Source organism: Cellulosimicrobium sp. NPDC030954, assembly GCF_055571305.1.
Genome location: NZ_JBVIFN010000001.1, coordinates 449,627 through 472,736 on the forward strand (window position 1 = coordinate 449,627; position 23,110 = coordinate 472,736).

Here is a 23,110-nt window from a genome sequence, read left to right on the forward strand (position 1 = left end):
GGCTGCCGCGCACCTTGAGGGCGAACCTAGCGACGATGGGGGGTTCGCGCCCGGCGAGAGCCGGGTGAAGCGCACGAACGGGCCGTACGTCGTCTCTCGGGGCGGATCACCCGGGTTCCTCCGTCGCCACCCGACGACGAGCCCGCACGACGTCGCCGACGATGACCGCGAGCAGGATGCCGTCGGTGACCCAGTTGAGCGCGAGCGGCGTGAGCCAGAGGTGCGTCGCGTAGAGCGCGCCGACCGCCGCGGCACCGAGCAGGTGCGGGAGGGACCACGGGCCGCCGGCCGCGCGGCGGAACAGCGCGTTGCCGACGAGGTACGTCGCCGCCGCCCCGCACACGAGCGCGGCGGTCCACGCGTCGGCGTGACCCGCGCCGTCGTGACCCAGCGGGTGCAGCAGGACCAGCTCGTCCGCGACCGCCGTGAGTACGATCCCCGCGACGATGACGAACGGCACGTACGTGTACGCGGTCTGCGCCACCATGCCGCGCTCGTCGCGCGACGTGAAGTACTCGGTCGCGCGCCGCTCGGAGCGGTCGAAGAAGAGCAGCCACATGAGCACCGTGCTCGCGAACGCGGAGCAGAACGCGGAGACGGTCGTCGCGTCGAGCGGCAGCTCCGCGAACGCCGCGCCCGTGACGATGATCGACTCGCCCAGGCAGATGATGACGAACAGGCTCACGCGCTCGGCCATGTGCTCGCCCCGCACGACCCACGTGCTCGCGCGCGACGCGCCGAGCCACGGCAGCCAGAACATCGCGCGCGGGCCCGCCAGGTCGATCACGCACGCGACCGCCCACAGCACGAGCCGCTGCTCCTCGACGAGCGCCCCCGCGACCCACAGGCTGCCCGAGACGACGAACCACGTGGTGATGCGGACGAAGTTCACCGCGTTCTCCGGCCAGACCCGGCCCAGGGCGACGAGCACGAACGCGCTGCGCCCCACCTGCATCGTCACGAGCATCACCGCGAACAGCAGGGCCTTGTCGCCGAACGCCTCCGGGATGGCGCTCGCGAGCACCAGGCCGAGCAGCATGAGGACGACGAGCATCGCCCGCACGGGGACGCGCTCGGGGTCGAGCCAGTTGGTGGCCCACATCGTGAAGACCCACACCCACCACACCGCGACGCCCAGGACGAGCGTGTGCACGAGGGTCTCGGCGCCCGGGTGGGCGATGAGGCCGTGCGAGAGCTGCGTGACCGCGAAGACGAACACCAGGTCGAAGAAGAGCTCGACGTAGCCGACGCGGCTCGAGTCGCCGCCGTCGCCGTGTCTCCGGAGGTCCGTGCGCAGGCCCCAGGACAGCGGGGCGGACCCGGTGCCGGGCGTCGTGAGCGGAGCGTCCATGCTGGGATGCTCCCACCGGCACCGGGTCACCGTCCGGTCACGATCGCCCGGCGCGTCGCGGTTCGCCGCGCACGACCGCCCACCAGGGCCCACGATGGTCGCGCCACCGTCGCCGACCGAGGAGTGCTCATGGTTCCCGTCCGCCGCCCCGTCTCCCGGACGGTTCGCACCGCGTCCGCGCTCTCGCTCGTCCTCGCGGTCGGCCTGCTGGGGGCGTGCGCCTCCGAGACCGACGGCGGCGGGGACGACGCGTCCGCCTCCGAGGAGTCCACCGCGCCGAGCGACGACGCGTCCGAGGAGCCGTCGGACGACGCCTCCGAGGAGGAGGGCCTGCCCGACGCCGGGACGATGGACGTCGTGGCGGGTGCGCACGGCACGGGCCTGCCGCCCGGCGTCGACGCGCCGACCGAGGGCGGGACGGGCGCCGCGTGGAGCGCGGAGCCCGGGCTGCTGTTCGTCGTGACGTACGGGTCGAGCACGTGCCCCGTGCTCGCGGAGGACGAGGCCGCGGTCCAGGGCGGCGACGTCGTCGTGACGTTCGTCGAGATCGCCCCGGACACGCCCTGCACGATGGACTACGTGCCGTCGACGTCCGTGGTCGGGGTCCCCGACGACGTGGACGCGAGCGGCGAGGTGAGCGTCGTCCTCGGCGACCGCGGGACCGTCGTCGTGCCGCCCGCGGCGGACGGCACGACCGGCGAGTCCGCCTGGGTCGAGGAGTAGCCGCCCCAGCGGTGAAGAGCGCGTGAAAGGACGGTCCCGCCCCGGCGGGACCGTCCTGCGCGCGTCGGGGGAGCGGCTACCGTGTGCGGGTGACGACGCCCCTCTCCCGCGCTGCTCGACGTTCCCTCGCCGGCGCCGCGACCCTCGTGCTGGCCCTCGTCCTGGGCGCGTGCTCGGTGCCGCCCAAGCAGCAGACCCCCGTGGACGACGTCGCGGCCTCCGCGTCCGGCACGGGCGAGACCGGCCCGGAGGGCTTCGAGGAGTTCTACGGCCAGAGCCTGGCCTGGGAGGACTGCGGGGCGGGCTGGGAGTGCGCGACGGCGCGCGCCCCGCTCTCGTGGCAGGACCCGGAGGCGGGCGAGATCGAGCTCGCCGTCAAGCGGCAGCCCGCGACGGGGGAGCGCATCGGATCGCTCCTCACCAACCCGGGCGGTCCCGGGGCCTCGGGGATCGACTTCGTCACGTCCCTCGCCCCGACGGTCGGCGAGCGCGTCGCCGAGGCGTACGACCTCGTCGGGTTCGACCCGCGCGGCGTCGGCCAGTCCTCGCCCGTCGTGTGCCTCGACGACGCCGCGAAGGACGAGTCCCTGTCACGCGACTTCGACACCGACGAGGCAGGGCTCGAGGCGCTCGCGGAGGACCGGCGCGCCTGGGCCGACGCGTGCGCCGAGAACACGGGCGACCTGCTCGGCCAGGTCGACACGCAGAGCGCCGCCCGCGACATGGACATGCTGCGGGCCGTGCTCGGCGACGAGAAGCTCGCCTACCTCGGCTACTCCTACGGCACGCAGCTCGGCGCGACGTACGCGGGGCTGTTCCCGGACAAGGTCGGGCGCCTCGTGCTCGACGGCGCGATCGACACGAGCCTCGACCCCGACACGATCTCCGAGCAGCAGGCGGTCGGCTTCGAGAACGCCCTGCGCGCGTACGTCGAGGACTGCCAGGCCGGGGGCGACTGCCCGCTGCGCGGGGACGCCGACGCGGGGATGCGGCAGATCCGCTCGCTCCTCGACGCCGCGAAGGCGAACCCGCTACCCACCGACTCCGACCGCCGCGTGACGCAGACGCTCGGCTTCTACGGCGTCGCCGTCACGCTCTACAACGACCAGAGCTGGCCGGTGCTCACGCAGGCGCTCACGGAGGCGTTCGAGGAGGGCACGGGCAACCTGCTGCTCTACCTCGCCGACTTCTACAACGACCGCAACCCCGACGGGACGTACTCGTCCAACTCGTCGGAGGCGTTCCGCGCGGTCAACTGCCTCGACGGGCGCCAGGACGACGACCCCGACGCGATGCAGGCCCAGTTCGACCGCCTCGAGGAGGAGGCGCCCACCATGGGCTACTTCTTCGCGTTCGGCGGCCTCACGTGCGACGGCTGGGCGTACCCCGTGGCGGAGCAGGAGTTCGACCTCCACGCCGAGGGCGCCGCGCCGATCGTCGTCATCGGGACGACCAACGACCCCGCCACCCCGTACGTGTGGGCCGAGGGCCTCGCGGACACGCTCGAGTCGGCCGTCCTGCTCACGTGGGAGGGCGAGGGGCACACCGCCTACGGCCGCTCCAACGCGTGCGTGGGCGACGCCGTCGACGCCTACCTGGTGGACGGGACCGTGCCCGAGGACGGGCTGCGCTGCTGACGCCGAGGGCGCCCGACGGCGGCCCAGGAGGCCGCTTTGGAATCTGGCCCGGTCGTTGGGTACAGTAGGCGCTCGTTGCCAGCGGTTCGCGGAGCGGACCGGGACGTAGCATGCCGCCTTAGCTCAGTCGGTAGAGCGATTCACTCGTAATGAATAGGTCGTCGGTTCGATTCCGACAGGCGGCTCTCCCCGAAGCCCCGGAACCGTAACGGTTTCGGGGCTTCTGCGTTTGCCGGACAAGCCCTCCCGCAGCGACTCGTGTAGCGATGCGTGTCGCGAAGCGCCGTTCGTGGGATGCGATCCATGCCCGTGACGACCTCCAGCGCCCTCGCAGCCGATCTCGGCGTGTCCGCGTCCGCCGTCCGGGGTCGGCTGCACGTGGAGGTCGACCGCGGCGGCGAGCTGGTGGCTCGACGACGACCTCGCCGCCGGGGTTCGCGCGCACTTCACCACGACCGCCACCGCGCGCGCCGCACGCCCGACCGTGTGCACGGTCGACGGGTGCACACCAACCGGTGGGACCGGCAGGGGCGTCCACGTGGTGTGCTCCATGGAGAGATGCTGCGCATTCGAACAGCGTTCTCCAGGGTTCCCCCCCCAGGTCGTCGTTGACGTAGGCGACGCGAGGGTTGAGCCTGCTATGTCCGGTGCGAGCGGGAACTGATACCAGCGGGTCGGACTCATGTATCAGTTATCGACCAACTGATACGTTAGCGAGGTGGTGAGTGATCAGATGCGATGGCCCGCGCTGACGTTCGAAGAGCTGGAATGGCACTACTCGCGCGCGGGGTTGATGGGGCGTGCACCTGCCCGACAGTACGTCGCGGCGATCGTTCCGCCCATCGCCACGCTGCCTGTGGAGCTACCCGGCGAGCTCCTTGCCGAGGCGGACGAAGCGTCGCGAGAGATTGCACGCTTCGATGCCGAGATGGGCGGGGAGCTCGCACCCTTCTCCTCTGTCCTGTTGCGCAGCGAGTCGGCTGCTTCGTCGAAGATCGAGCGGCTGACCGCGTCCTCCCGCGCCATCGCCATGGCAGAGCTGGGTGCCGCCAAGAACGGCTCCAACGCCCCGACGATCGTGGCGAACACCCATGCGATGCGTGCGGCGCTCGCGTTGTCCGACGAGCCTGACCAGGCCGCCATCTTGCGGATGCACCACGCGCTCCTGCGGGACGACGACCCGGGACAGGCGGGCCGCTGGCGCACCGAGCAGGTGTGGATCGGCGGCTCGGACACCTCGCCCGCGGGAGCGGACTTCGTACCCCCGCATCATGAGCGGGTTCCGGAGGGTATCGCTGACCTGGTCGCTTTCGTCGCCCGCGCCGACGTCGTCCCGTTGGCGCACGTCGCGATCGCGCACGCCCAGTTCGAGACCATCCACCCCTTCGCCGACGGCAACGGTCGCACCGGGCGCGCACTGGTGCAGGCGATGATGCACAGCTCAGGCTTGACCCGGAACGTCACCATGCCGCTGTCGGCAGGCCTCCTGGCCGACGTCGACAGCTACTACGCTGCACTGACGACCTACCGCGCAGGGCATCCCGCGGCGATCATCCATCAGTTCGTCCAGGCCAGCACCCGCGCAGTGGTGAACGGGCGTCAGCTGGTGGAGCAAGTTCGCTCGATCCGGGCCGACTGGGACGAGCGCATTCCGGTGCGACGCGGTGCGCGCACCTACGACGTCGCGGACCTGCTGACCCGCCAGCCGGTCGTCAATGCCAGGGTGCTCGACGACGCGCTCGGTATCGGCCCGACGAACGTCCGTCGCCACATGGATGTCCTGACCCGGGCAGGGATCGTCAACGAGACCCGCGTTCATCGCCACGGAGTCACATGGTCGGCCATGGAGGTTCTCGCCGCCCTCGACGACTTCGCCGAGCGCGCAGGCAAGCGCCGCGCTTCCTACGGCAGTGCCGCACCGCTGAACGGCTCCGGCCAGTAGGGGTCACGCCCGCCCTGGCGCGGACGGCAGACAGGAAGCCCGCCGGCTCGTTGCCACCTCGCGCGTCGGGCCTGCATGCCGCCGGAGCTCCGCCGACTGTTCGCCTGCCGGACGGTCTGCCGTCACCGGCCGGACGTGTTCCCGGTCTTGGCTCGTGCCGATGCTGTCCGACGAGACGAGGCCCACGATGGTCGAGAGCCCGATGACTCTCCGCGAGACCGATACACCGACCCCTCGCGCTGCCGGGAACCCGACGGCGCGCACCGCACGGTTCCCGCGCCCCGTGGTCGCCGCGCACGATCCGTCGGACCCCGACTACACGGCCGGCGACATCGACGAGCTGGTGCGGTGGCAGGGCCGCGCGGCCAGGACCGTCGCGTCGCGCACGCGCTGAGCGCGCCGGCTCAGCCGACGCGGCGCAGGAGCAGGATCGCCCCACCCGCTGCGGCGGCGACGAGCCCGCCGACGCCGACGACGGCGAGCGTCGGGAACGCCTCGTCCGCGGGCGGGGGAGGCGCCATGCGCTCTGCCGCGGACGTGAGGGGTGTCCGGGAGGGCTCCGGCCGCGGCGTCGTGGGCTCGGGCGAGGGCTCGACGGGGGCCTCGGTCGTCGGCTCCTGCGTCGGCTCCTCGGTGAGCTCCGGCTCGGGCGCCTCCGCCGTCTGGACGGGGGCCTCGGCGACCGGTTCCGCGGCCTCGACCGCGGGAGGCGCCTCGACGGGGGCGTCGGGCACGGGAGCGGGGGGCGGCGTCGTGGGCGAGGGAGCGGCGGCCGTGGTGCAGACGGCGGCGTCGCCGTTCCACCCCGCGAACTGCCGGTCGATGCCCGTCACGAGGACCCAGCTGATGCAGTACCCGTCGCTGTACGGGCCTCGCCGCGGGACGTCGAGCTCCAGCACGCCGTCCGCGGCGTCCTCATTCGAGTAGCTGTCGCCGAGGTTGCGCGCGTGCGACCCGTCAGGCCGGGTCACGACGTACCCGAGCCACCCCGGGCCCTCGTGCAGCCGGGTCGCGTCGAAGGACACGGTGTCGACGGTGACGGTGAGCACGCCGCCGCCGTCGTGGTCGGCGGCCACCGCCGGGGAGGCGGCGAGCGCCGCCGTGACGACCCCCAGCGTCGCGAGCGCGAGCAGTCGGCCAGCGGCGCGCATCATCACCTCCGGGTCGGCTCGGGCGTGGTCCGCGGCACATCGTACGCAGTCCGGCCGCGTCCTCGGAAAGGTCCGGAGACGCCCCCGGACAATTCGGTCGACCGGGTCGCCCGAGCCGTCGCCGAGAGGTCGGCGCCGGGCGCGGCGTCGTGACCGCCGCCGCGCGTCGACGCCGCGTTGCTCCGGGTCCGGCGACGCCGAGGCGACTCGCGCCGAGGCTCAGCGACCGAGCGTCGCGAGCCAGGCGACGAGCGCGTCGCACACCGCGGCGTCCTGGCCCTTGAGGTCGTGGGCGCCCGGGAGCTCGACGCGCGTGACCGGGCCGGGGATCGCGACGGTGTGCTCGGTGAGCTCAGCGGGGGTCGCGAACGGGTCCGTGCGCCCCGAGACGAGGAGCACGGGCACGTGGAGGTCGCGGAAGTGCTCGGTGCGCAGGCGCTCGGGCTTGCCCGGCGGGTGCAGGGGGTAGCTGACGAGCGCGAGCCCCGCGGCGGGCAGACCCTCGGCCACGGCCATCGAGCACATGCGTCCGCCGTACGAGCGGCCGCCGAGCACGAGGCGGTCCGTCGTCGTGCCGAGCTCGGCGGCGAAGGCCTCGGCCTCCGCGCGGACGTGGGCGATCGCGACCGGCGGCCGGTCGGGCATCCGCTTGCCTGCGGTCCGGTACGGGAAGTCGACGCGGCGCACCGGCACGGGCGGGTCGAGCGCGGCGAGTGCCTCGTCGATCGCGACGAGCGCGCGGTGGTCGCGGCTCGCGCCGGCGCCCGGCGTGAGCAGGACGCCGGCGACGGGCCGGTCGGCGGGGTGCGTCGTGGTCACCCGCCCAGTCTCGCAGCGAGCACGACGTTCCTCGCTGTCGAGCACGACCTGAGGGTCGCCAAACGCCTCTTTCCGACCCTCAGGTCGTGCTCGGCGGCGGGGTCCCGCGGGGTCACCGGGAGGCGAGCCGGGCCGGGTCGAGGTCTATGCGGCGCAGGAGCTGCGCGTTGAGCGCCACGATGACCGTCGAGGCGGACATGAGGATCGCGCCCACCGCCATCGGCATGACGAACCCGACCGGGGCGAGCACGCCCGCCGCGAGCGGCACTGCCGCGATGTTGTAGCCCGCGGCCCACCACAGGTTCTGCTGCATCTTGCGGTAGGAGGCGTGCGACAGCTCGATGATCGACAGGACCGCGCGCGGGTCGGAGCTCGCGAGGATCACCCCGGCCGACGCGATCGCGACGTCCGTCCCGGCGCCGATCGCGATGCCGACGTCCGCCTGCGCGAGCGCGGGGGCGTCGTTGACGCCGTCGCCGACCATCGCGACGACGCGGCCGTCGTGCTGGAGCTCGGCGACCTTCGCGTCCTTGTCCTCGGGGCGCACGCCCGCGAACACCTGGTCGATGCCCAGCTCGCGCCCGACCGCGCGGGCGACGGGCTCGGCGTCGCCCGTGATCATGACGACCTTGATGCCGCGGCGGTGCAGGGCGTCGACCGCCTCGCGGGACTCGGGGCGGATCGCGTCCGCGAGGGCGAACGCACCCACGACCTCGCCCGACGCGTGCCCGTGCTCGTGGCGCGCGTCCGCGTCCGCACCCGCGACGTCGGGGGAGACCACCACGTGGAGGACGGTCGCGCCGTCGTGCGCCCACGCCTCGGCGTCGGGGAGCGGGTCGAGGCCGCGCTCGCGCAGGAGCGCGGGGCCGCCGACCGCGACGCGGCGCGCGCCGTGCGGGGTGGGGACCGTCGCCTCGACCCCGACCGCGGTGAGCGACCGGAAGTCGGTCACCTGCGGGACCTCGATCTCGCGCTCCGACGCACGGTCGACGATCGCCCGCGCGAGCGGGTGCTGGCTGTCGGCCTCGGCCGCGGCGGCGAGCGCGAGGAGCTCGTCCTCGGTCGTGCCGCCCGCGGTCGCGAGGTGCGCGACGACGGGCTCGCCCGCCGTCAGCGTCCCGGTCTTGTCGAACAGGACGGTGTCCACCGTGCGCATGCGCTCCAGCGCGAGGCGGTCCTTCACCAGGACGCCGGCCTTCGCGGCGCGCTCGGTCGAGAGCGACACGACGAGCGGGATGGCGAGGCCCAGGGCGTGGGGGCACGCGATGACGAGCACGGTGATCGCGCGGATCAGCGCCTGCTCGGGCGTGCCGAAGACGAGCCACAGGCCGATCGTCAGGGCGGCCGCGCCGAGCGCGTACCAGAACAGCCAGCCGGCGGCGCGGTCGGCGAGGCGCTGGGTCTTGGTCGAGGACGCCTGGGCGTCGGCGACGAGGCGCTGGATGCCCGCGAGCGCGGTGTCCTCGCCCACGGCCGTGATCCGCACGCGCAGCGCGTCGTCCGTCGCGACGGTCCCGGCGACGACGGCGTCCCCGACGACGCGACGCACGGGCCGCGACTCCCCGGTGACCATCGACTCGTCGACGTCCGCCGACCCGGACGCGACCTCGCCGTCCGCGGGGACGCGCCCGCCCGGGCGGACGACGACGAGGTCGCCCACGCGCAGGTCCGTCGGCGCCACGGTGGTCACGGTCCCGTCGTCCGCGACGCGCTCCGCCTCGTCCGGCAGGAGCGCGGCGAGCGAGTCGAGCGCCGACGCCGTCTGGGCGAGCGAGCGCATCTCGAGCCAGTGGCCGAGCAGCATGATGACGACGAGGAGCGCGAGCTCCCACCACACGTCGAGCTCGTGCGCGAGCAGCCCCAGGCTCGCCCCGAGCGACGACACGAACGCGACCGTGATCGCGAGCGAGATGAGCGTCATCATCCCAGGCTTGCGACCGCGGAGCTCGCCCACCGCGCCCGTGAGGAACGGCCGTCCGCCCCAGAAGAAGATGACCGTGCCGAGCACGGGCGAGATCCAGGGCAGCCACGCCGCGTCGGGCAGGTCGTAGCCGAGGAGCATCGCGAACATCGGGCTGAGCGCGACGGTCGGGACCGCGAGGACGAGCATGACCCAGAACAGGCGGCGGAACTGCCCGACGTGGTCCCCGTGGCCACCGTGGCCCGACATGTCGTGCCCGGCGTGGGCCCCGTGGCCGGACATGTCGTGCCCGGCGTGCGCGTCGTGCCCGGCGTGGTCGTGCTCGGCGTGCGCGTCGTGCTCGGCGTGGCCCGCGTGGTCGTGCTCCGCGTGCGCGTGGGTCGGCGTGTGCGGGGCGGGTGCGTGCCCGCCGTGGTGGGCGTGCGACCCCGGGTGCGCGGCATCGGTGCCCGGACCGGGCCCGTGCCCGTGGTCATGCTCCGTACGGTGGTCCACCGTTCCTCCTCCCAGATACCCCTAGGGGGTATGCTCTGCTCACGATCATGCACCGTCATGTCCGATGCGTCAACCCCTCGGGGGTGTCGTGGGCCGACGCAGCACAACCCGTGCGTCGCTCGGCGGGAGGCCGAGCAGCGCACGGGCTGCGGGGTGAGGGCCTGAGCGGGCCCGGTCGGGTCGCGCGCCGGTTGGAGCCGGTCAGGCGCCGGTGAGGTGCGGCAGGACGTGGCGGTCATAGCGGTCGGCCACGGTCGCGACGACGCGGCGCGGGTCGTCGTCCCAGATCTCCTGCCGGAAGATCTCGGTCTCGACGTCGCCGGCGTACCCGGCCTCGGCGACCCACCGGGTGATGGTCGCGAAGTCGACGTACCCGTCGCCCACGTACCCGCGCGAGAGCAGCGGGTCGGCCGCGAGCGGGAGGACCCAGTCGCACACCTGGTAGCCCGCGATGCGCCCTTCGCTCCCGGCACGCGCGACGCTCGACCGCAGGTCCGGGTCCCACCACACGTGGTACGTGTCCACGACGACGCCGACGACCGCCGGGTCGAACGGCGCGGCGAGGTCGAGCGCCTGGCCGAGCGTCGAGAGCACCGCGCGGTCCGCCGCGAAGATCGGGTGCAGCGCCTCGAGCACGAGCCGCACGCCGTGGTCCGCGGCGAACGGGGCGAGGTCGGCGAGCCGGTCGGCCACCCGACCGCGCGCGGCGACGACGTCGCGGTCGGCCGGTCCGGCATCGGGCCGTGGTCCCTGCCCGGGCGTCCCGTTCGCGGGGAGACCGCCGACGACGAGCACGAGATCGCGCGTCCCGACCGTGGCCGCCTCCTCGATCGCGCGCCGGTTGTCGTCGAGCGCCGCGGCGACGTCGTCCGCGCCGGTCACGGTGAGGAACCCGCCCCGGCACAGCGACGAGACGCGCAGACCCGCGTCGGCGACGACCGTCGCGGCCCGCTCGGCGCCGATCTCCTGGACGCGGTCGCGCCACAGCCCGACGGCGCCGTAGCCCGCCTCGGCGGCGAGGCCGACCGCCTCCTCGAGCGTCGCGCGCTTGACCGTCGCGGTGTTGAGCGAGCAGCGCGAGAGGTCGGGTGCGTTCCGGGCCCCGGACGACGCGCTGGTCACGACGCCGCCCCGTTCGCCTCGAGGAACGCGCGCGTGCGACGCGCGGCGAGGTCCGGGTCGAGCAGGAGCCCGGCGCGGTCCGCGAGCCGGACGAGCGCGACGAGGTGCGCGACCGAGCGCCCCGACTGGAGGCCGCCGACCATCTGGAACGCGGGCTGCGTGCCGTTGAGCCACGACAGGAACGCGATCCCCGTCTTGTAGTAGTACGTCGGCGCGGCGAACACGTGGCGCCCCAGCGCCTCGGTCGACGCGAGGATCGCGTGCGCGCGGTCGGGGTGCCCGGCGTCGAGCGCGCCGAGCGCCGTCGACGCGGCGGGGTAGATCGCCGCGAAGATGCCGAGCAGCGCGTCGGAGTGCGCCCGGCCGTCGCCGACCACGAGCTCCGGGTAGTTGAAGTCGTCGCCCGTGTAGAGGCGGACGGGACCTGGCGCGGCGACGCCGGCGCCCGGGTCGAGCGCGGCCAGGCGGGCCCGCAGGTCCTTCTCGTGCCCGGCGTCGAGCAGCGACACCTTCACGCCGTCGACGCGGCCCTGGTGGGCGCGGACCAGGTCGACGAACACGTCGGTGGCGGCCGCGACGTCGTCGCCCGTGCCCCAGTACCCGGCGAGCGCAGGGTCGAACATCGTGCCGAGCCAGTGCAGGATCACGGGCGCCTCGGCCTCGGCGAGCGCGGCGTCGTAGACGTGCGCGTACTCCTCGGGGGAGCGGGCGACGCGGGCGAGCGCGCGCGACGCCATGACGATCACCTGGGCGCCGGCGTCCTGGACCACGCGCACCTGCTCGCGGTAGGCGTCGGTGACGGCGGCGAGCGCGGCGGGGTCGCCGGGCGCCCAGCCCGCGACGACGGCCGGGTCGAGCTGGTCGGTGCCCGCGCCGCACGCGACCCGACCACCGACGGTCCGCGCCTCGGCCGCCGAGCGCCGCACGAGCTCCTGGGTCGCGGCCCAGTCGAGGCCCATGCCGCGCTGAGCGGTGTCCATCGCGTCGGCGACGCCCAGCCCGTGCTCCCAGAGGCGGTGACGGTAGGCGAGCGTCGTGTCCCAGTCGACGACGGCGGGCGCGCCGGGCACGTTCTCCGCGCCGACCTGCGGCACGACGTGCGCCGCCGCGAAGGCGACGCGCGACGTGAAGGGCGCGGACGGCGTCGTCCACGGCCCGGGCACGAGCAGCTCGCGCACCTCGGTCCCGGCGACGCGGCCGTCGTCGGTGAAGCGGGGCAGGCGCACGACGGCGCCGCTGCCGTCGCGGTCGCGCAGCTCGCGCGCGCCGGGGAGCGGTGGGGTGGTGTGCCGGGGCGCGGCGGCGGGCGCGCTCACAGCGCGATCTCCGGGACGTCGAGGCGGCGGCCCTCCGCCGACGAGCGGAGTCCCAGCTCGGCGAGCTGGACGCCGCGCGCGGCGGAGAGCAGGTCGTAGCGGTGCGGGCGGCCGGCGGCGACGTCGCGCAGGAACTCCTCCCACTGGGCCTTGAAGCCGTTGTCGAGGTCGGCGTTCGCGGGGACCTCGAGCCACTGGTCGCGGAACGGCTCGGTGACGGGGAGGTCGGGGTTCCAGACCGGCTTGGGCGTGTGGGCGCGCTGCTGCGCGACGCACCGCCGCAGGCCGGCGACCGCGGAGCCGTGGGTGCCGTCCACCTGGAACTCGACGAGCTCGTCGCGGTAGACGCGCACGGCCCAGGACGAGTTGATCTGCGCGACGACCGGGTCCCCGCCCGGCGTCTCGACCTCGAAGATCCCGTACGCGGCGTCGTCGGCGGTCGCGGCGTACTCCCTGCCCTGCTCGTCCCAGCGCGTGGGGATGTGGGTCGTGGTCTGCGCGGTGACGGTCCGCACCGACCCGAGGATCCCCTCGAGCACGTAGTTCCAGTGGCAGAACATGTCCGTCGTCATGCCGCCGCCGTCCTCGGCGCGGTAGTTCCACGACGGGCGCTGCGCGGCCTGGTGGTCGCCCTCGAACACCCAGTAGCCGAACTCGCCGCGCAGGGACAGGATGCGGCCGAAGAAGCCCTCGTCGACGAGCCGGCGGAGCTTGACGAGGCCGGGCAGGTAGAGCTTGTCGTGCACGACGCCGGCGGTCACCCCGGTCTCCTCGCGCAGCCGCGCGAGCTCGATCGCCTCGGCGAGCGTCTCGGCCGTCGGCTTCTCCGTGTACACGTGCTTGCCGGCCTGCATCGCCTTGGTGAGCGTCTTGGCGCGCAGCGCGGTCATGGAGGCGTCGAAGACGACGTCGGTCGCGGGGTCGACGATCACGCCGTCGAGGTCGGTGGTCCAGTGCTCGACGTCGTGCAGCGCGGCGAGCTCGCGGAGCCTGGTCTCGTTGCGCCCGACGAGCACCGGCTCGACCTGGAGGCGCGTGCCGTCGGGGAGCTCGACGCCGCCCTGCTCGCGGATCGGCAGGATCGAGCGGACGAGGTGCTGGCGGTACCCCATGCGGCCGGTCACGCCGTTCATCGCGATCCGCAGGGTTCGGGTGGTGGTCATCGATCGGCTCCGTCGTCGGTCGGGCGCCCGGCGGGCCGCCGAGCGCGGAATGCGCTTTCCGTGAGCGTAGGGGAACCGTTTTCCCGCGTCAACAGGGAGGCGTCAGAGCGGCGGCGTGGACTCCCGGAGCACGACCTCTCCCCGGACCACGACCCGCTGCGGCGCGGCGTCGTCGTCAGGCGCCGCGAGTGCGAGCGCGAGCGCCTGCTCCCCGACCTCGGCGAGCGGGATGCGGACCGTCGTCAGTCCCGGCGTGACGTCTCGCAAGGTCACGATGTCGTCGAACCCCGCCACGGCGACGTCCTCGGGGACGCGCAGGCCCGCCTCGCGCACCGCGGCCATCGCCCCGACGGCCATGACGTCGTTCACCGCGAAGACGGCGACGGGTGTTCCTGTGCCGCGCAGGCCGTGCCCCAGGTGGTCGAGCAGCGCCCGCATCCCGCCGTGGCCGCCGTCTCGCGTGAACGCGCACTCGACGACAGCGTCCGCGGCGACGGGCGAGCCCAGCCCGGCCAGCGCCTCGGTGAAGCCGCGCGCCCGGTCGAGCGCGGTGCGGTGGCCTCCCGGTCCCGCGAGCACGCCGAACGCGCGGTAGCCCAGGCCGTGCAGCGCGCGCGCGAGGTCCGCGGCGCCGTCGGCGTTGGCGATCTCCACCGCGGGCAGGTCGCCGAGCGGCTGACCCACGAGCGAGACCCCGCCCCCCGACGCGCGGTACCGCTCGAGCGCACCCCGCAGCGCGCCGTCGGCGTCCTCCGCCAGCCGCCCGCCGCCCAGCACGACCGCCCGTGCCCGCTGGCGGTCCATGAGCTCGACGAACGCGCGCTCGCGCTCCGGCGAGTGGCGTGTGTTCGTCAGCGTGACGATGAGCCCGTCGCGGTCGGCCGCCTCCGCGACGCCTGCGGCGAGGGACGAGAAGTACGGGTCCGCGATGTCGTGCACCACGAGGCCCACGCTCGTCGTGCGACCGCGCGCCATGGCCTGCGCGCTCGGGTCCGGTGAGTAGCCCAGCCGACGGGCCGACGCGAGCACCCGCTCCCGGAGGTCGGGGCGCACCGTGCGGTTCGCGCTCCCGTTGATCGCGCGGGAGGCGGTCGCGAGGGAGACGCCGGCGTCGCGCGCGACCTCGCTCAGAGTGGGTCCGGGCACGGACCCAGGCTAGCGGGACCGCTCCCGCAGCCCGGGTGGGCCGCGCCCGGAGCGGCTACGTTCGTGAGGACCGCCCACCGAGCACGGCCGACGAGCCGCAGGAGGACCCCATGACGTCTGACGACGCAGCACCCGCACCCGGCACGACGACGCTCCTCGCCCGGGCGCTCGCGCTCGGCGTCGCCGCGGGGTCGCGCAGCAGCCTCGGCGTCGCGGCGCCGGTGCTCGGCGGCTGGGTCGGGGGTCGGGTTCGCGGGTCGGGCGACGGCCCGGGTGTTCTCGGCGTGCTCGTGCGCGGTGCGGCCGCTGCCGGGGTCGCGGGCGAGCTGGTCGGCGACAAGCTTCCGCAGACGCCGAGCCGCCTCGACCCGCCCGGGCCGGTGTTCCGCCTCGCGAGCGGGGCGGCGGGTGGCGTCCTCCTGGCCCGACGCCGCACCGGAGCCGCGGGCGTCGTCGCCGCCGCGGTCGCGGGCGCGGCGGGGGCCGCCGTCGGGACGTGGGGCGGTGCGGCGTGGCGACGCCTCGCCGTCGGTTCGCGCCCTGACTGGCCGGGCGCCGTCGCGGAGGACGCCGTCGCGCTCACCCTCGCGGCGCTGGCGGTGCGGCGCTGACGACCCGCCGAACCCGGGGTCGCCGGGCACGGTCGAGCGCCCGTGACCCGAGAACCCGGGTTCGGCGCGACGGAGGTCGTGCGTCGTCGCTCAGGCGTCCGGGATGCTCGTCACCGTCGTGAGGAGGAACGCCGAGTCCTCGAGCGCGCCCACCGCGTGGCGCTCGTGCGTGAGGACGCGCAGCTCGCCGGTGCCCAGCTCGACGTCGCCCTCGCCCAGCGCGGTGACGCGGACCCGGCCGCGCAGCACCTGGATCGACGCGGCGGGCGGCGAGTTGTGCTCCCCGAGCTCGACGCCCGCGCGCAGCGCGAGGATCGTCTGACGCAGGGGGCCGTCGTGCAGCACGACCTCGGCGCTGCGCCCGTTCGGGGCGGTCCGGGCGTGGGTGAGGTGCGCGTCGGTGAGAAGGTCGACGTTCGTCATCGGGGCTCCGACCTGTCGGGGAGCTCCATCATGCCGTGCCGGGCGGCGCGGTGCGCGTCCCGGTGCGCGGTCGGGACGGCCGCCGGGGCGCGTGGTGGTGATCCGCGGCGGCGTCGGGAAGAGTGACGGTCATGCAGGTCGTCTCCGGATTCTTCATCGGGCTCGTCGGCGTCGTCTCCACGGTGGTCATGCTCGTGCTCCTCGCGGCGACGGCGCGCCGCGTCATGGGGGCCGCGGTCGGCTGGATCCGTTCCGCCGTGGTGGCGCTCGCGATGCTCACCGTCACGTCGTGGGTGCTCACCAACGGCCTGCTCGACGTCGGCTGGTCGCGCCCGGACGGGACGCTCACCGTCGCGCCCGGCGTCGCGCTCGTGGCGATCGTCCTCGCGTTCGCCTGGGCGTTCGTGCTGGGGCTGTGCGTCCTGCTCGTGCTCGAGCTGCTGATACCGACCGGCTCGGTGCCCGGCCCGTGGCGCGCGTTGCGGGGACTGCGCCAGGGGCGGCGCGAGACCCGGCGGTACGCGCAGATCCTTGCGATCGGCGTCCGGCACGGCCTCGGCGGGGCGCTCACGCGCGGCGCGCGGCAGCCCGACGGGTCCCGGCTCTCGCGCACCGACCAGCGCCGCCAGGCGGCCGCGCTGCGCGACGCCCTCAGCGACGCGGGCGTGACGTTCGTGAAGTTCGGCCAGGTCCTGTCGACACGCCGCGACCTGCTCCCTGCCACGTTCGCCGACGCGCTGGCCACGCTCCAGAGCGAGGTCCCGCCCGCGCCGTGGTCGCAGGTCGAGGCTGCCGTCACGGGCGCGCTCGGGCAGCCGATCGACGAGGCGTTCGCGGAGTTCTCGCCCGAGCCGCTCGCGTCGGCGTCGGTCGGGCAGGTGCACGCGGCGCGCCTGCTCGACGGGCGGGACGTCGTGGTCAAGGTCCAGCGGCCGGGCGCGCGGGCACAGGTCGAGACGGACCTGGCGATCCTCGGTCGCCTCGCGCGCCGCATCGAGCGCGACACCGCGTGGGGGCGATCGCTCGGCGTCGTCGACCTCGCCGACGGGTTCGCGGCGTCGCTGCGCGAGGAGCTCGACTACACCGTCGAGCTGGAGAACACGCTCGCGCTGCGCGCGGCGCTCGCGCGAGGTGCGATGGGGGAGCGGCTGCCGGACGCCGACGGCGCCGACCCGGGTGCGGGTCCGCGCGTCCGCGTCCCGGAGGTCTACCCCGAGCTGTCCAGCACGACGTTGCTCGTCATGGAACGGCTCGACGGCGTTCCCGTCGGCCGCGCCGCGGACGTCCTCGCTGGCCTGGACGACGCCGTGCGCGCCGACCTCGCCTCCCGGCTCCTCACCGCGACGCTCGAGCAGGTGCTCGTCGCGGGCACGTTCCACGCCGACCTGCATCCCGGCAACGTGCTCGTCACCGACGACGGTCGCCTCGGCCTCCTCGACATGGGCTCCGTCGGGAGGCTCGGCGAGCCCGAGCGCCTGGCGCTCGCGGCCGTGCTGCTCGCGGTCGACGCTGACGACGCCGTCGCCGCGACCGACGCGCTGCTCGAGCTGCTCGACGCCCCGGCCGACCTCGACGTGCGCCGCCTGGAGCGCGCCGTCGGGCAGGTGATCGTGCGGTTCCGCGGCGCCGGCGCGAGCGGCGCGATGTTCACCGCGCTGTTCCGGCTCGTCACCGACGCCGGGCTCGCCGTCCCGTCGCAGGTCGCCGCCGCGTTCCGCACGTTCACCTCGCTCGAGGGGACGCTGCGCCTGATCGACCCGGGGTTCGACCTCGTCGCCGGGGCGCGCGCGACCGCGCAGCCGCTCGTGCGGCGCGTCGTCACGCCGGAGGGCCTGCGCGAGCGCGCGACCAGCCTCTTCCTGGGCCTCGCCCCCGAGCTCGAACGGCTCCCGCGTCGCCTCGCGAAGATCACGAGCGACGTCGAGGCCGGGCGGCTCACCGTCAACGTCCGCTCGTTCGCCCACCCCGACGACCGCGCGTTCGTCACCGGCCTCGTGCAGCAGGTCGTGTCCACGGTCATCGCCGCCGCGGCCGTCGTGGCGGCGGTCGTGCTCGTCTCCGCGGACTCCGGCCCCGAGCTCGTCGAGGGCCTGCGCCTCTTCGCCGTCCTCGGCGCGGCGCTCGGGTTCGTCGGGACCGTGCTCGCCGTCCGCGTCCTCGTCTTCGCCTTCCGAGGCGCGGCGGCTGGTGGTCGTCAGCGGTGACGATCGGGTCGTCGGTGGTGCCGACGTGCCGGGAGATGGGCATCGGTCGCGACGTGCCGGTGCGAGACCGTCAGCTGTCGTCGTGCGCGCCCGAGGGGTGGGTCGCGTCTGGGGGCCGCACGACGGTCACGGGGCAGTGCGCGTACTCGACGGCGTGCCGGCTCACCGAGCCGAGCAGGAGGCGGTCGAACCCGCCGACGCCGCGGTTGCCGAGCACGAGCCGCTCCGCGTGCGACGAGGCCTCGATGATCCCCTTCGCGGCGTGCACGTGCTTCACGCTGCGCACGAGGCGGTCGTCGGGCAGGTCGACGCCCGCGGCCTCGAGCGCGGCGTCGAGCTTCTGGGAGGCGAACTTCTCGTAGTCGTCGATCGGCGGCGTCCACCCCCACGAGTCGGGGAGCGGTGCGAGCGACACGATCTGCCAGCAGAACAGGGCCTCGAGCGTCGCGCCCGTGCGCCGCGCGACGTCCGCGCCGTGCCGCAGCGCCTGGACCGACGTGGACGACCCGTCGACCCCGACCACGACGGGCCGCGCGTGGTCGTGCCGCACGTCGGGCGTGCCGCGCACCACGGTCACGGGGACGGTCGCGTGCTGCACGACGGCGGTCGGCACCGACCCGAGGACCATGCGTCCCAGGCGTCCCCGGCCGCAGCGCCCGACGACGAGCAGGTCCGCGTCGTCGCCGTCGCCCGGGGCGGGGCGCACGTCGTCCTGGACGGGCTGGGCGGTCCCGGGCTGGGCGAGGGCGAGCAGGACCGCCGCGGGGCTGCCGCGCTCGGCGACGGCCGCGGTCGTCACCGCGTCCGGTGAGAGACCCGTGCGCGCGTGCGCGGCGTCCAGCCACTCCCGGACCAGCGCGCGCTTCTCCTCGGCCGCCGCGTCCGGGCCGTCGCCCGGACCCTGCCGCGACTCGAACGCGAGCGCGGCCGTGAGCGGCACGCCCCGGTCCGCCGCCTCGCGCAGCGCCCAGTCGAGCGCGCCGCCGGACTCCTCCGACCCGTCCACACCGACGATCACGCCGCGCATCTGCGCCACCTCCGCCCGGTCGGCCGACCGCGTGCGCCGTCGGCGTGCTGTCCCGGCGCCGTCGCCCGGCACCGGTCGTGACTCGACCCTAGGCCGCGCCGCGGCCCTCCGCCCGGGACGCCGGTCCCGGACCGACGGACGAGGGTCGCCGGATGCTCCCCGAACCCGGGGTCGTCGTCCCTGCCGACGCCGGACCCACCCGTATCCCCGGGTTCGGCTGCCCGGGTGCCCGCAAGACCGGGTCGGGCGTCAGAACCTCGGCTCGGGCTCGTCCTGGAGGATGTTGCGCAGCGGGCGGGTCACGACGTCCACGCGCGCGAGCAGATCGGCCGGACCCGAGACGACGAGCGCCCGGTCGTCCAGCGGGACGTACACCGCCGCGTGCTCCCGCACGGTGACGTGCAGGCATGCCTGGGGCTCGTCGTCGACGACGAAGGTGGTGCGCGTGACCGGCGCGACGTCGACCTCCTCGACGATCGCGCGCATCGCCGCGCGGTACTCCTGGTAGGAGTCGAGGAAGTCGTCGTCGCCCGGGGTGTCGGAGTGCAGCGGCGCGGCGAGCGCCCCGCTGAGGGCGGTGCGGACGATGTCCTCCGCCTGCTCGTCGTGCGCTGCCAGGACGCGCAGCGTCTCGACGTCCAGCGTCTCGCCCGTGAACGAGACGTAGGAGCGCAGGAACCGCTCCTCCGCGGGGTCGTGGGCGCCGTGCCCGGCCCCCGTGAGCGTCTCCTCGTCGAGGTCGAGGCCCCACGTCAGCGGGTCGTCCACCTCGGCGACGACGCCGTGGAACCGGGCGACGACCTGCTCCCACGTGGCGGGCGCGCTCGCGGGCCGCGCGGCTCGCTCGTCGGCTCCCGGCGCGGTCGGGTCCTCGGGCTGCTGGTCCGGCTGGTGCATCGCTCTCGCCACCCTTCTGGCCGTCCGTGCGGGGCGCACTCCCGAGCCTGCCCGGGGCGCGCGTCGCGGTCAACGCGCCGCGCGCGTGTCGGGCCGGGTGATCTGCGCACGACGGCGTCCGGCGCGCCCGCAGGTCACGGCCCGACCCCTCTTTCACGCCCCTGGCGAACAACGGCATACGGAGGGGGTGCGGCTCGTTCGAACCGCATAGAGTCAATGCGGTCAGGCTTGTACCCGTCGTCCGGCGGGCAGGTGTACGCCGCTCACGAGGAGCAGCACATGTTCGAGAGATTCACAGACCGAGCCCGTCGGGTCGTCGTCCTCGCCCAGGAAGAGGCGCGGATGCTCAACCACAACTACATCGGCACCGAGCACATCCTCCTCGGCCTCATCCACGAGGGCGAGGGTGTCGCGGCCAAGGCGCTGGAGTCCCTCGGGATCTCCCTCGACGGCGTCCGCACCCAGGTGACCGAGATCATCGGCGAGGGCCAGCAGGCCCCGAGCGGGCACATCCCGTTCACGCCGCGCGCCAAGAAGGTGCTCGAGCTGTCGCTGCGCGAGGCGCTGCAGCTCGGCCACAACTACATCGGCACCGAGCACATCCTGCTCGGCCTCATCCGTGAGGGCGAGGGCGTCGCCGCCCAGGTCCTGACCAAGATGGGCGCCGACCTCAACAAGGTGCGTCAGCAGGTCATCCAGCTCCTGTCCGGCTACCAGGGCAAGGAGCCCGTCGCCGCGGGCGGCCCCGCCGAGGGCCAGCCGTCCGGCTCGGCCGTGCTCGACCAGTTCGGGCGCAACCTCACCCAGGCCGCGCGCGAGGGCAAGCTCGACCCGGTCATCGGGCGCAACCTCGAGATCGAGCGCGTCATGCAGGTGCTGAGCCGCCGCACCAAGAACAACCCGGTGCTGATCGGTGAGCCCGGTGTCGGCAAGACCGCCGTCGTCGAGGGCCTGGCCCAGGACATCGTGCGCGGCGACGTGCCCGAGACGCTCAAGGACAAGCAGCTCTACACGCTCGACCTCGGTGCCCTCGTGGCCGGCTCGCGCTACCGCGGCGACTTCGAGGAGCGCCTCAAGAAGGTGCTCAAGGAGATCCGCACGCGCGGCGACATCATCCTGTTCATCGACGAGATCCACACCCTCGTCGGGGCGGGTGCCGCCGAGGGCGCGATCGACGCCGCGAGCATCCTCAAGCCGATGCTCGCGCGCGGCGAGCTGCAGACCATCGGCGCGACCACGCTCGACGAGTACCGCAAGCACGTCGAGAAGGACCCGGCCCTGGAGCGCCGCTTCCAGCCGATCCAGGTCGCCGAGCCGTCGCTCAACCACGCGATCGAGATCCTCAAGGGCCTGCGCGACCGCTACGAGGCGCACCACCGCGTGTCCATCACGGACGCCGCGCTCGTCTCCGCGGCCACGCTCGCGGACCGGTACATCAACGACCGGTTCCTCCCGGACAAGGCGATCGACCTCATCGACGAGGCGGGCGCGCGCCTGCGCATCCGCCGCATGACCGCCCCGCCGGAGCTCAAGGAGCTCGACGAGGAGATCGCCGAGGCGCGTCGCGAGAAGGAGTCCGCGATCGACGCGCAGGACTTCGAGAAGGCCGCCGGCCTGCGCGACAAGGAGAAGCAGCTCACCGCGAAGCGCGCCGACAAGGAGAAGGCGTGGAAGTCCGGTGACCTGGACACCGTCGCCGAGGTGGACGAGGAGCTGATCGCGGAGGTCCTGGCCATGGCCACGGGCATCCCGGTCTTCAAGCTCACCGAGGAGGAGTCCAGCCGCCTGCTCAACATGGAGGACGAGCTGCACAAGCGCGTCGTCGGCCAGGAGGCCGCGATCAAGGCGCTGTCGCAGGCCATCCGCCGTACGCGTGCGGGCCTCAAGGACCCCAAGCGCCCCGGTGGGTCGTTCATCTTCGCCGGCCCCACGGGCGTCGGGAAGACGGAGCTGGCCAAGGCGCTCGCCGAGTTCCTCTTCGGGGACGAGGACGCGCTCATCCAGCTCGACATGTCGGAGTTCTCCGAGAAGCACACCGTCTCGCGGCTGTTCGGCTCGCCCCCCGGCTACGTCGGGTACGACGAGGGTGGCCAGCTCACCGAGAAGGTGCGGCGCAAGCCGTTCTCGGTCGTCCTGTTCGACGAGGTGGAGAAGGCCCACGCGGACATCTTCAACTCGCTCCTGCAGATCCTCGAGGACGGTCGCCTGACCGACTCGCAGGGCCGCGTCGTGGACTTCAAGAACACCGTCATCATCATGACGACCAACCTCGGCACGCGGGACATCGCCAAGGGCGTCCAGACCGGCTTCAACGCCGGCGGCGACCTGGTCACGTCCTACGAGCGCATGAAGGCGAAGGTCAACGACGAGCTCAAGCAGCACTTCCGGCCTGAGTTCCTCAACCGCGTCGACGACGTGGTGGTCTTCCCGCAGCTCTCGCAGACCGAGATCATCCAGATCGTCGACCTCATGATCGCCCGTCTCGACACCCGCCTGCGGGACAAGGACATGGGCATCGAGCTCACGCAGCCCGCGAAGAACCTCCTCGCGGAGAAGGGCTACGACCCGGTCCTGGGTGCCCGTCCGCTGCGCCGCGCGATCCAGCGCGACATCGAGGACGTGCTGTCCGAGAAGATCCTGTTCGGCGAGCTCAAGGCCGGCGAGATCGTCCTGGTCGACGCCGAGGGCGAGGGCCTGCTCGGGGAGTTCACCTTCCGGGGTGTCTCCAAGGGCGAGCACGACCGCGGCCCGGTGAGCGTGGGCGCGGCCGCCGCGCTCGACGCCCCCACCGGCGTCTCGGTCCGCGACCTGCCCCCGACGGGCGAGCTGCAGGCCGGCGCGGAGTGACGCACTCCTGAAACGCCTGACACACGGGCCCCGATCCTCCACCCGGAGGGTCGGGGCCTGTCGTCGTCCCACCGAGGGAGAGCGGAGGCCGCGCGAGGTAGAACCAGCGGTCGCGACGTAGAGCTCCGCGAGCACTACCTCGAGACCGCTGGTTCTACCTCGCGGTGAAGGATGCGACGACGTTGCACGGCGTTACGTTCGTCCTCGTCGTGGGACGGGGTGCGGGTGCCCTTCCTGTGGCGTGCGCGCGCTGGCACAGTCGCCCGCATGCAGACGACACCGGGGGGCCATGTCGCCGTCCCCGCCGCCGACGCC

The 23,110-nt window shown here is 74.1% G+C and carries 18 protein-coding genes and 1 tRNA gene; 8 read left to right on the forward strand and 11 right to left on the reverse strand.

Annotated features, from left to right (window positions below; all coding sequences use genetic code 11):
• Positions 1-106 precede the first annotated feature (106 nt).
• Positions 107-1,351, reverse strand: coding sequence for a low temperature requirement protein A (locus tag ACZ402_RS01945; RefSeq protein ID WP_375822470.1), 1,245 nt, complete (start codon positions 1,349-1,351; stop codon positions 107-109).
• A 129-nt stretch (positions 1,352-1,480) separates the two neighbouring features.
• On the opposite strand from ACZ402_RS01945, the gene ACZ402_RS01950 reads away from it, so the two are divergent.
• From ACZ402_RS01950 to ACZ402_RS01970, 5 genes are all read left to right on the forward strand, one after another.
• Positions 1,481-2,074 carry a hypothetical protein gene (locus ACZ402_RS01950; RefSeq protein WP_375822469.1) on the forward strand — a complete coding sequence of 198 codons (594 nt, stop codon included), beginning with the start codon at positions 1,481-1,483 and terminating at the stop codon, positions 2,072-2,074.
• An 89-nt stretch (positions 2,075-2,163) separates the two neighbouring features.
• A complete protein-coding gene (locus ACZ402_RS01955) occupies positions 2,164-3,711 on the forward strand; it encodes an alpha/beta hydrolase (RefSeq protein WP_375822468.1) in 1,548 nt (515 codons plus the stop codon).
• Positions 3,712-3,823: 112 nt separating this feature from the next.
• A tRNA-Thr gene (locus ACZ402_RS01960) sits at positions 3,824-3,896 on the forward strand.
• A gap of 533 nt (positions 3,897-4,429) precedes the next feature.
• The gene (locus ACZ402_RS01965; protein WP_375822467.1) at positions 4,430-5,653 is read left to right on the forward strand and encodes a Fic family protein; all 1,224 of its coding nucleotides are present in this window, start codon (positions 4,430-4,432) and stop codon (positions 5,651-5,653) included.
• A 202-nt stretch (positions 5,654-5,855) separates the two neighbouring features.
• Positions 5,856-6,047 carry a hypothetical protein gene (locus ACZ402_RS01970; RefSeq protein ID WP_375822466.1) on the forward strand — a complete coding sequence of 64 codons (192 nt, stop codon included), beginning with the start codon at positions 5,856-5,858 and terminating at the stop codon, positions 6,045-6,047.
• 10 nt (positions 6,048-6,057) lie between these two features.
• Here the strand turns inward: ACZ402_RS01970 and ACZ402_RS01975 are convergent, their stop codons facing one another.
• From ACZ402_RS01975 to ACZ402_RS02005, 7 genes are all read right to left on the reverse strand, one after another.
• The gene (locus ACZ402_RS01975; RefSeq protein WP_465272273.1) at positions 6,058-6,807 is read right to left on the reverse strand and encodes a hypothetical protein; all 750 of its coding nucleotides are present in this window, start codon (positions 6,805-6,807) and stop codon (positions 6,058-6,060) included.
• A gap of 216 nt (positions 6,808-7,023) precedes the next feature.
• On the reverse strand, positions 7,024-7,623 hold the full coding sequence (locus ACZ402_RS01980) for an alpha/beta hydrolase family protein (RefSeq protein WP_375822464.1): 600 nt from the start codon (positions 7,621-7,623) through the stop codon (positions 7,024-7,026).
• Between the two features lie 112 nt (positions 7,624-7,735).
• Positions 7,736-10,039, reverse strand: a complete 2,304-nt coding sequence (locus tag ACZ402_RS01985) for a heavy metal translocating P-type ATPase (protein WP_375822463.1) — start codon at positions 10,037-10,039, stop codon at positions 7,736-7,738.
• 201 nt (positions 10,040-10,240) lie between these two features.
• A complete protein-coding gene (locus ACZ402_RS01990; RefSeq protein WP_375822462.1) occupies positions 10,241-11,161 on the reverse strand; it encodes a sugar phosphate isomerase/epimerase family protein in 921 nt (306 codons plus the stop codon).
• Positions 11,158-12,387, reverse strand: coding sequence for a dihydrodipicolinate synthase family protein (locus ACZ402_RS01995; protein WP_375822760.1), 1,230 nt, complete (start codon positions 12,385-12,387; stop codon positions 11,158-11,160). The genes ACZ402_RS01990 and ACZ402_RS01995 overlap by 4 nt, the downstream gene beginning before the upstream one ends.
• Positions 12,388-12,473: 86 nt before the next feature.
• Entirely contained in the window at positions 12,474-13,640 is a 1,167-nt protein-coding gene (locus ACZ402_RS02000) for a Gfo/Idh/MocA family protein (RefSeq protein WP_375822461.1), read from the reverse strand.
• 102 nt (positions 13,641-13,742) lie between these two features.
• A complete protein-coding gene (locus ACZ402_RS02005) occupies positions 13,743-14,786 on the reverse strand; it encodes a LacI family DNA-binding transcriptional regulator (RefSeq protein WP_375822460.1) in 1,044 nt (347 codons plus the stop codon).
• Between the two features lie 110 nt (positions 14,787-14,896).
• Between ACZ402_RS02005 and ACZ402_RS02010 the strand changes: the two genes are divergently transcribed.
• A complete protein-coding gene (locus ACZ402_RS02010) occupies positions 14,897-15,397 on the forward strand; it encodes a hypothetical protein (RefSeq protein WP_375822459.1) in 501 nt (166 codons plus the stop codon).
• 90 nt (positions 15,398-15,487) lie between these two features.
• Here the strand turns inward: ACZ402_RS02010 and ACZ402_RS02015 are convergent, their stop codons facing one another.
• A complete protein-coding gene (locus ACZ402_RS02015; RefSeq protein ID WP_375822458.1) occupies positions 15,488-15,820 on the reverse strand; it encodes a cupin domain-containing protein in 333 nt (110 codons plus the stop codon).
• A 131-nt stretch (positions 15,821-15,951) separates the two neighbouring features.
• Between ACZ402_RS02015 and ACZ402_RS02020 the strand changes: the two genes are divergently transcribed.
• Positions 15,952-18,024: an ABC1 kinase family protein gene (locus ACZ402_RS02020; protein WP_375822457.1), complete on the forward strand. Its 2,073-nt coding sequence runs from the start codon at positions 15,952-15,954 to the stop codon at positions 18,022-18,024.
• 70 nt (positions 18,025-18,094) lie between these two features.
• Here ACZ402_RS02020 and ACZ402_RS02025 read toward each other — a convergent pair whose 3' ends face one another.
• Together ACZ402_RS02025 and ACZ402_RS02030 are read right to left on the reverse strand one after the other, a co-directional pair.
• On the reverse strand, positions 18,095-19,051 hold the full coding sequence (locus ACZ402_RS02025) for a universal stress protein (protein ID WP_375822456.1): 957 nt from the start codon (positions 19,049-19,051) through the stop codon (positions 18,095-18,097).
• Between the two features lie 249 nt (positions 19,052-19,300).
• Complete coding sequence (locus ACZ402_RS02030) at positions 19,301-19,948, reverse strand: hypothetical protein (RefSeq protein ID WP_375822455.1); 648 nt, start codon at positions 19,946-19,948, stop codon at positions 19,301-19,303.
• Positions 19,949-20,227: 279 nt separating this feature from the next.
• Between ACZ402_RS02030 and ACZ402_RS02035 the strand changes: the two genes are divergently transcribed.
• Positions 20,228-22,795, forward strand: a complete 2,568-nt coding sequence (locus tag ACZ402_RS02035) for an ATP-dependent Clp protease ATP-binding subunit (RefSeq protein WP_087472769.1) — start codon at positions 20,228-20,230, stop codon at positions 22,793-22,795.
• The last annotated feature ends 315 nt before the right edge of the window (positions 22,796-23,110 follow it).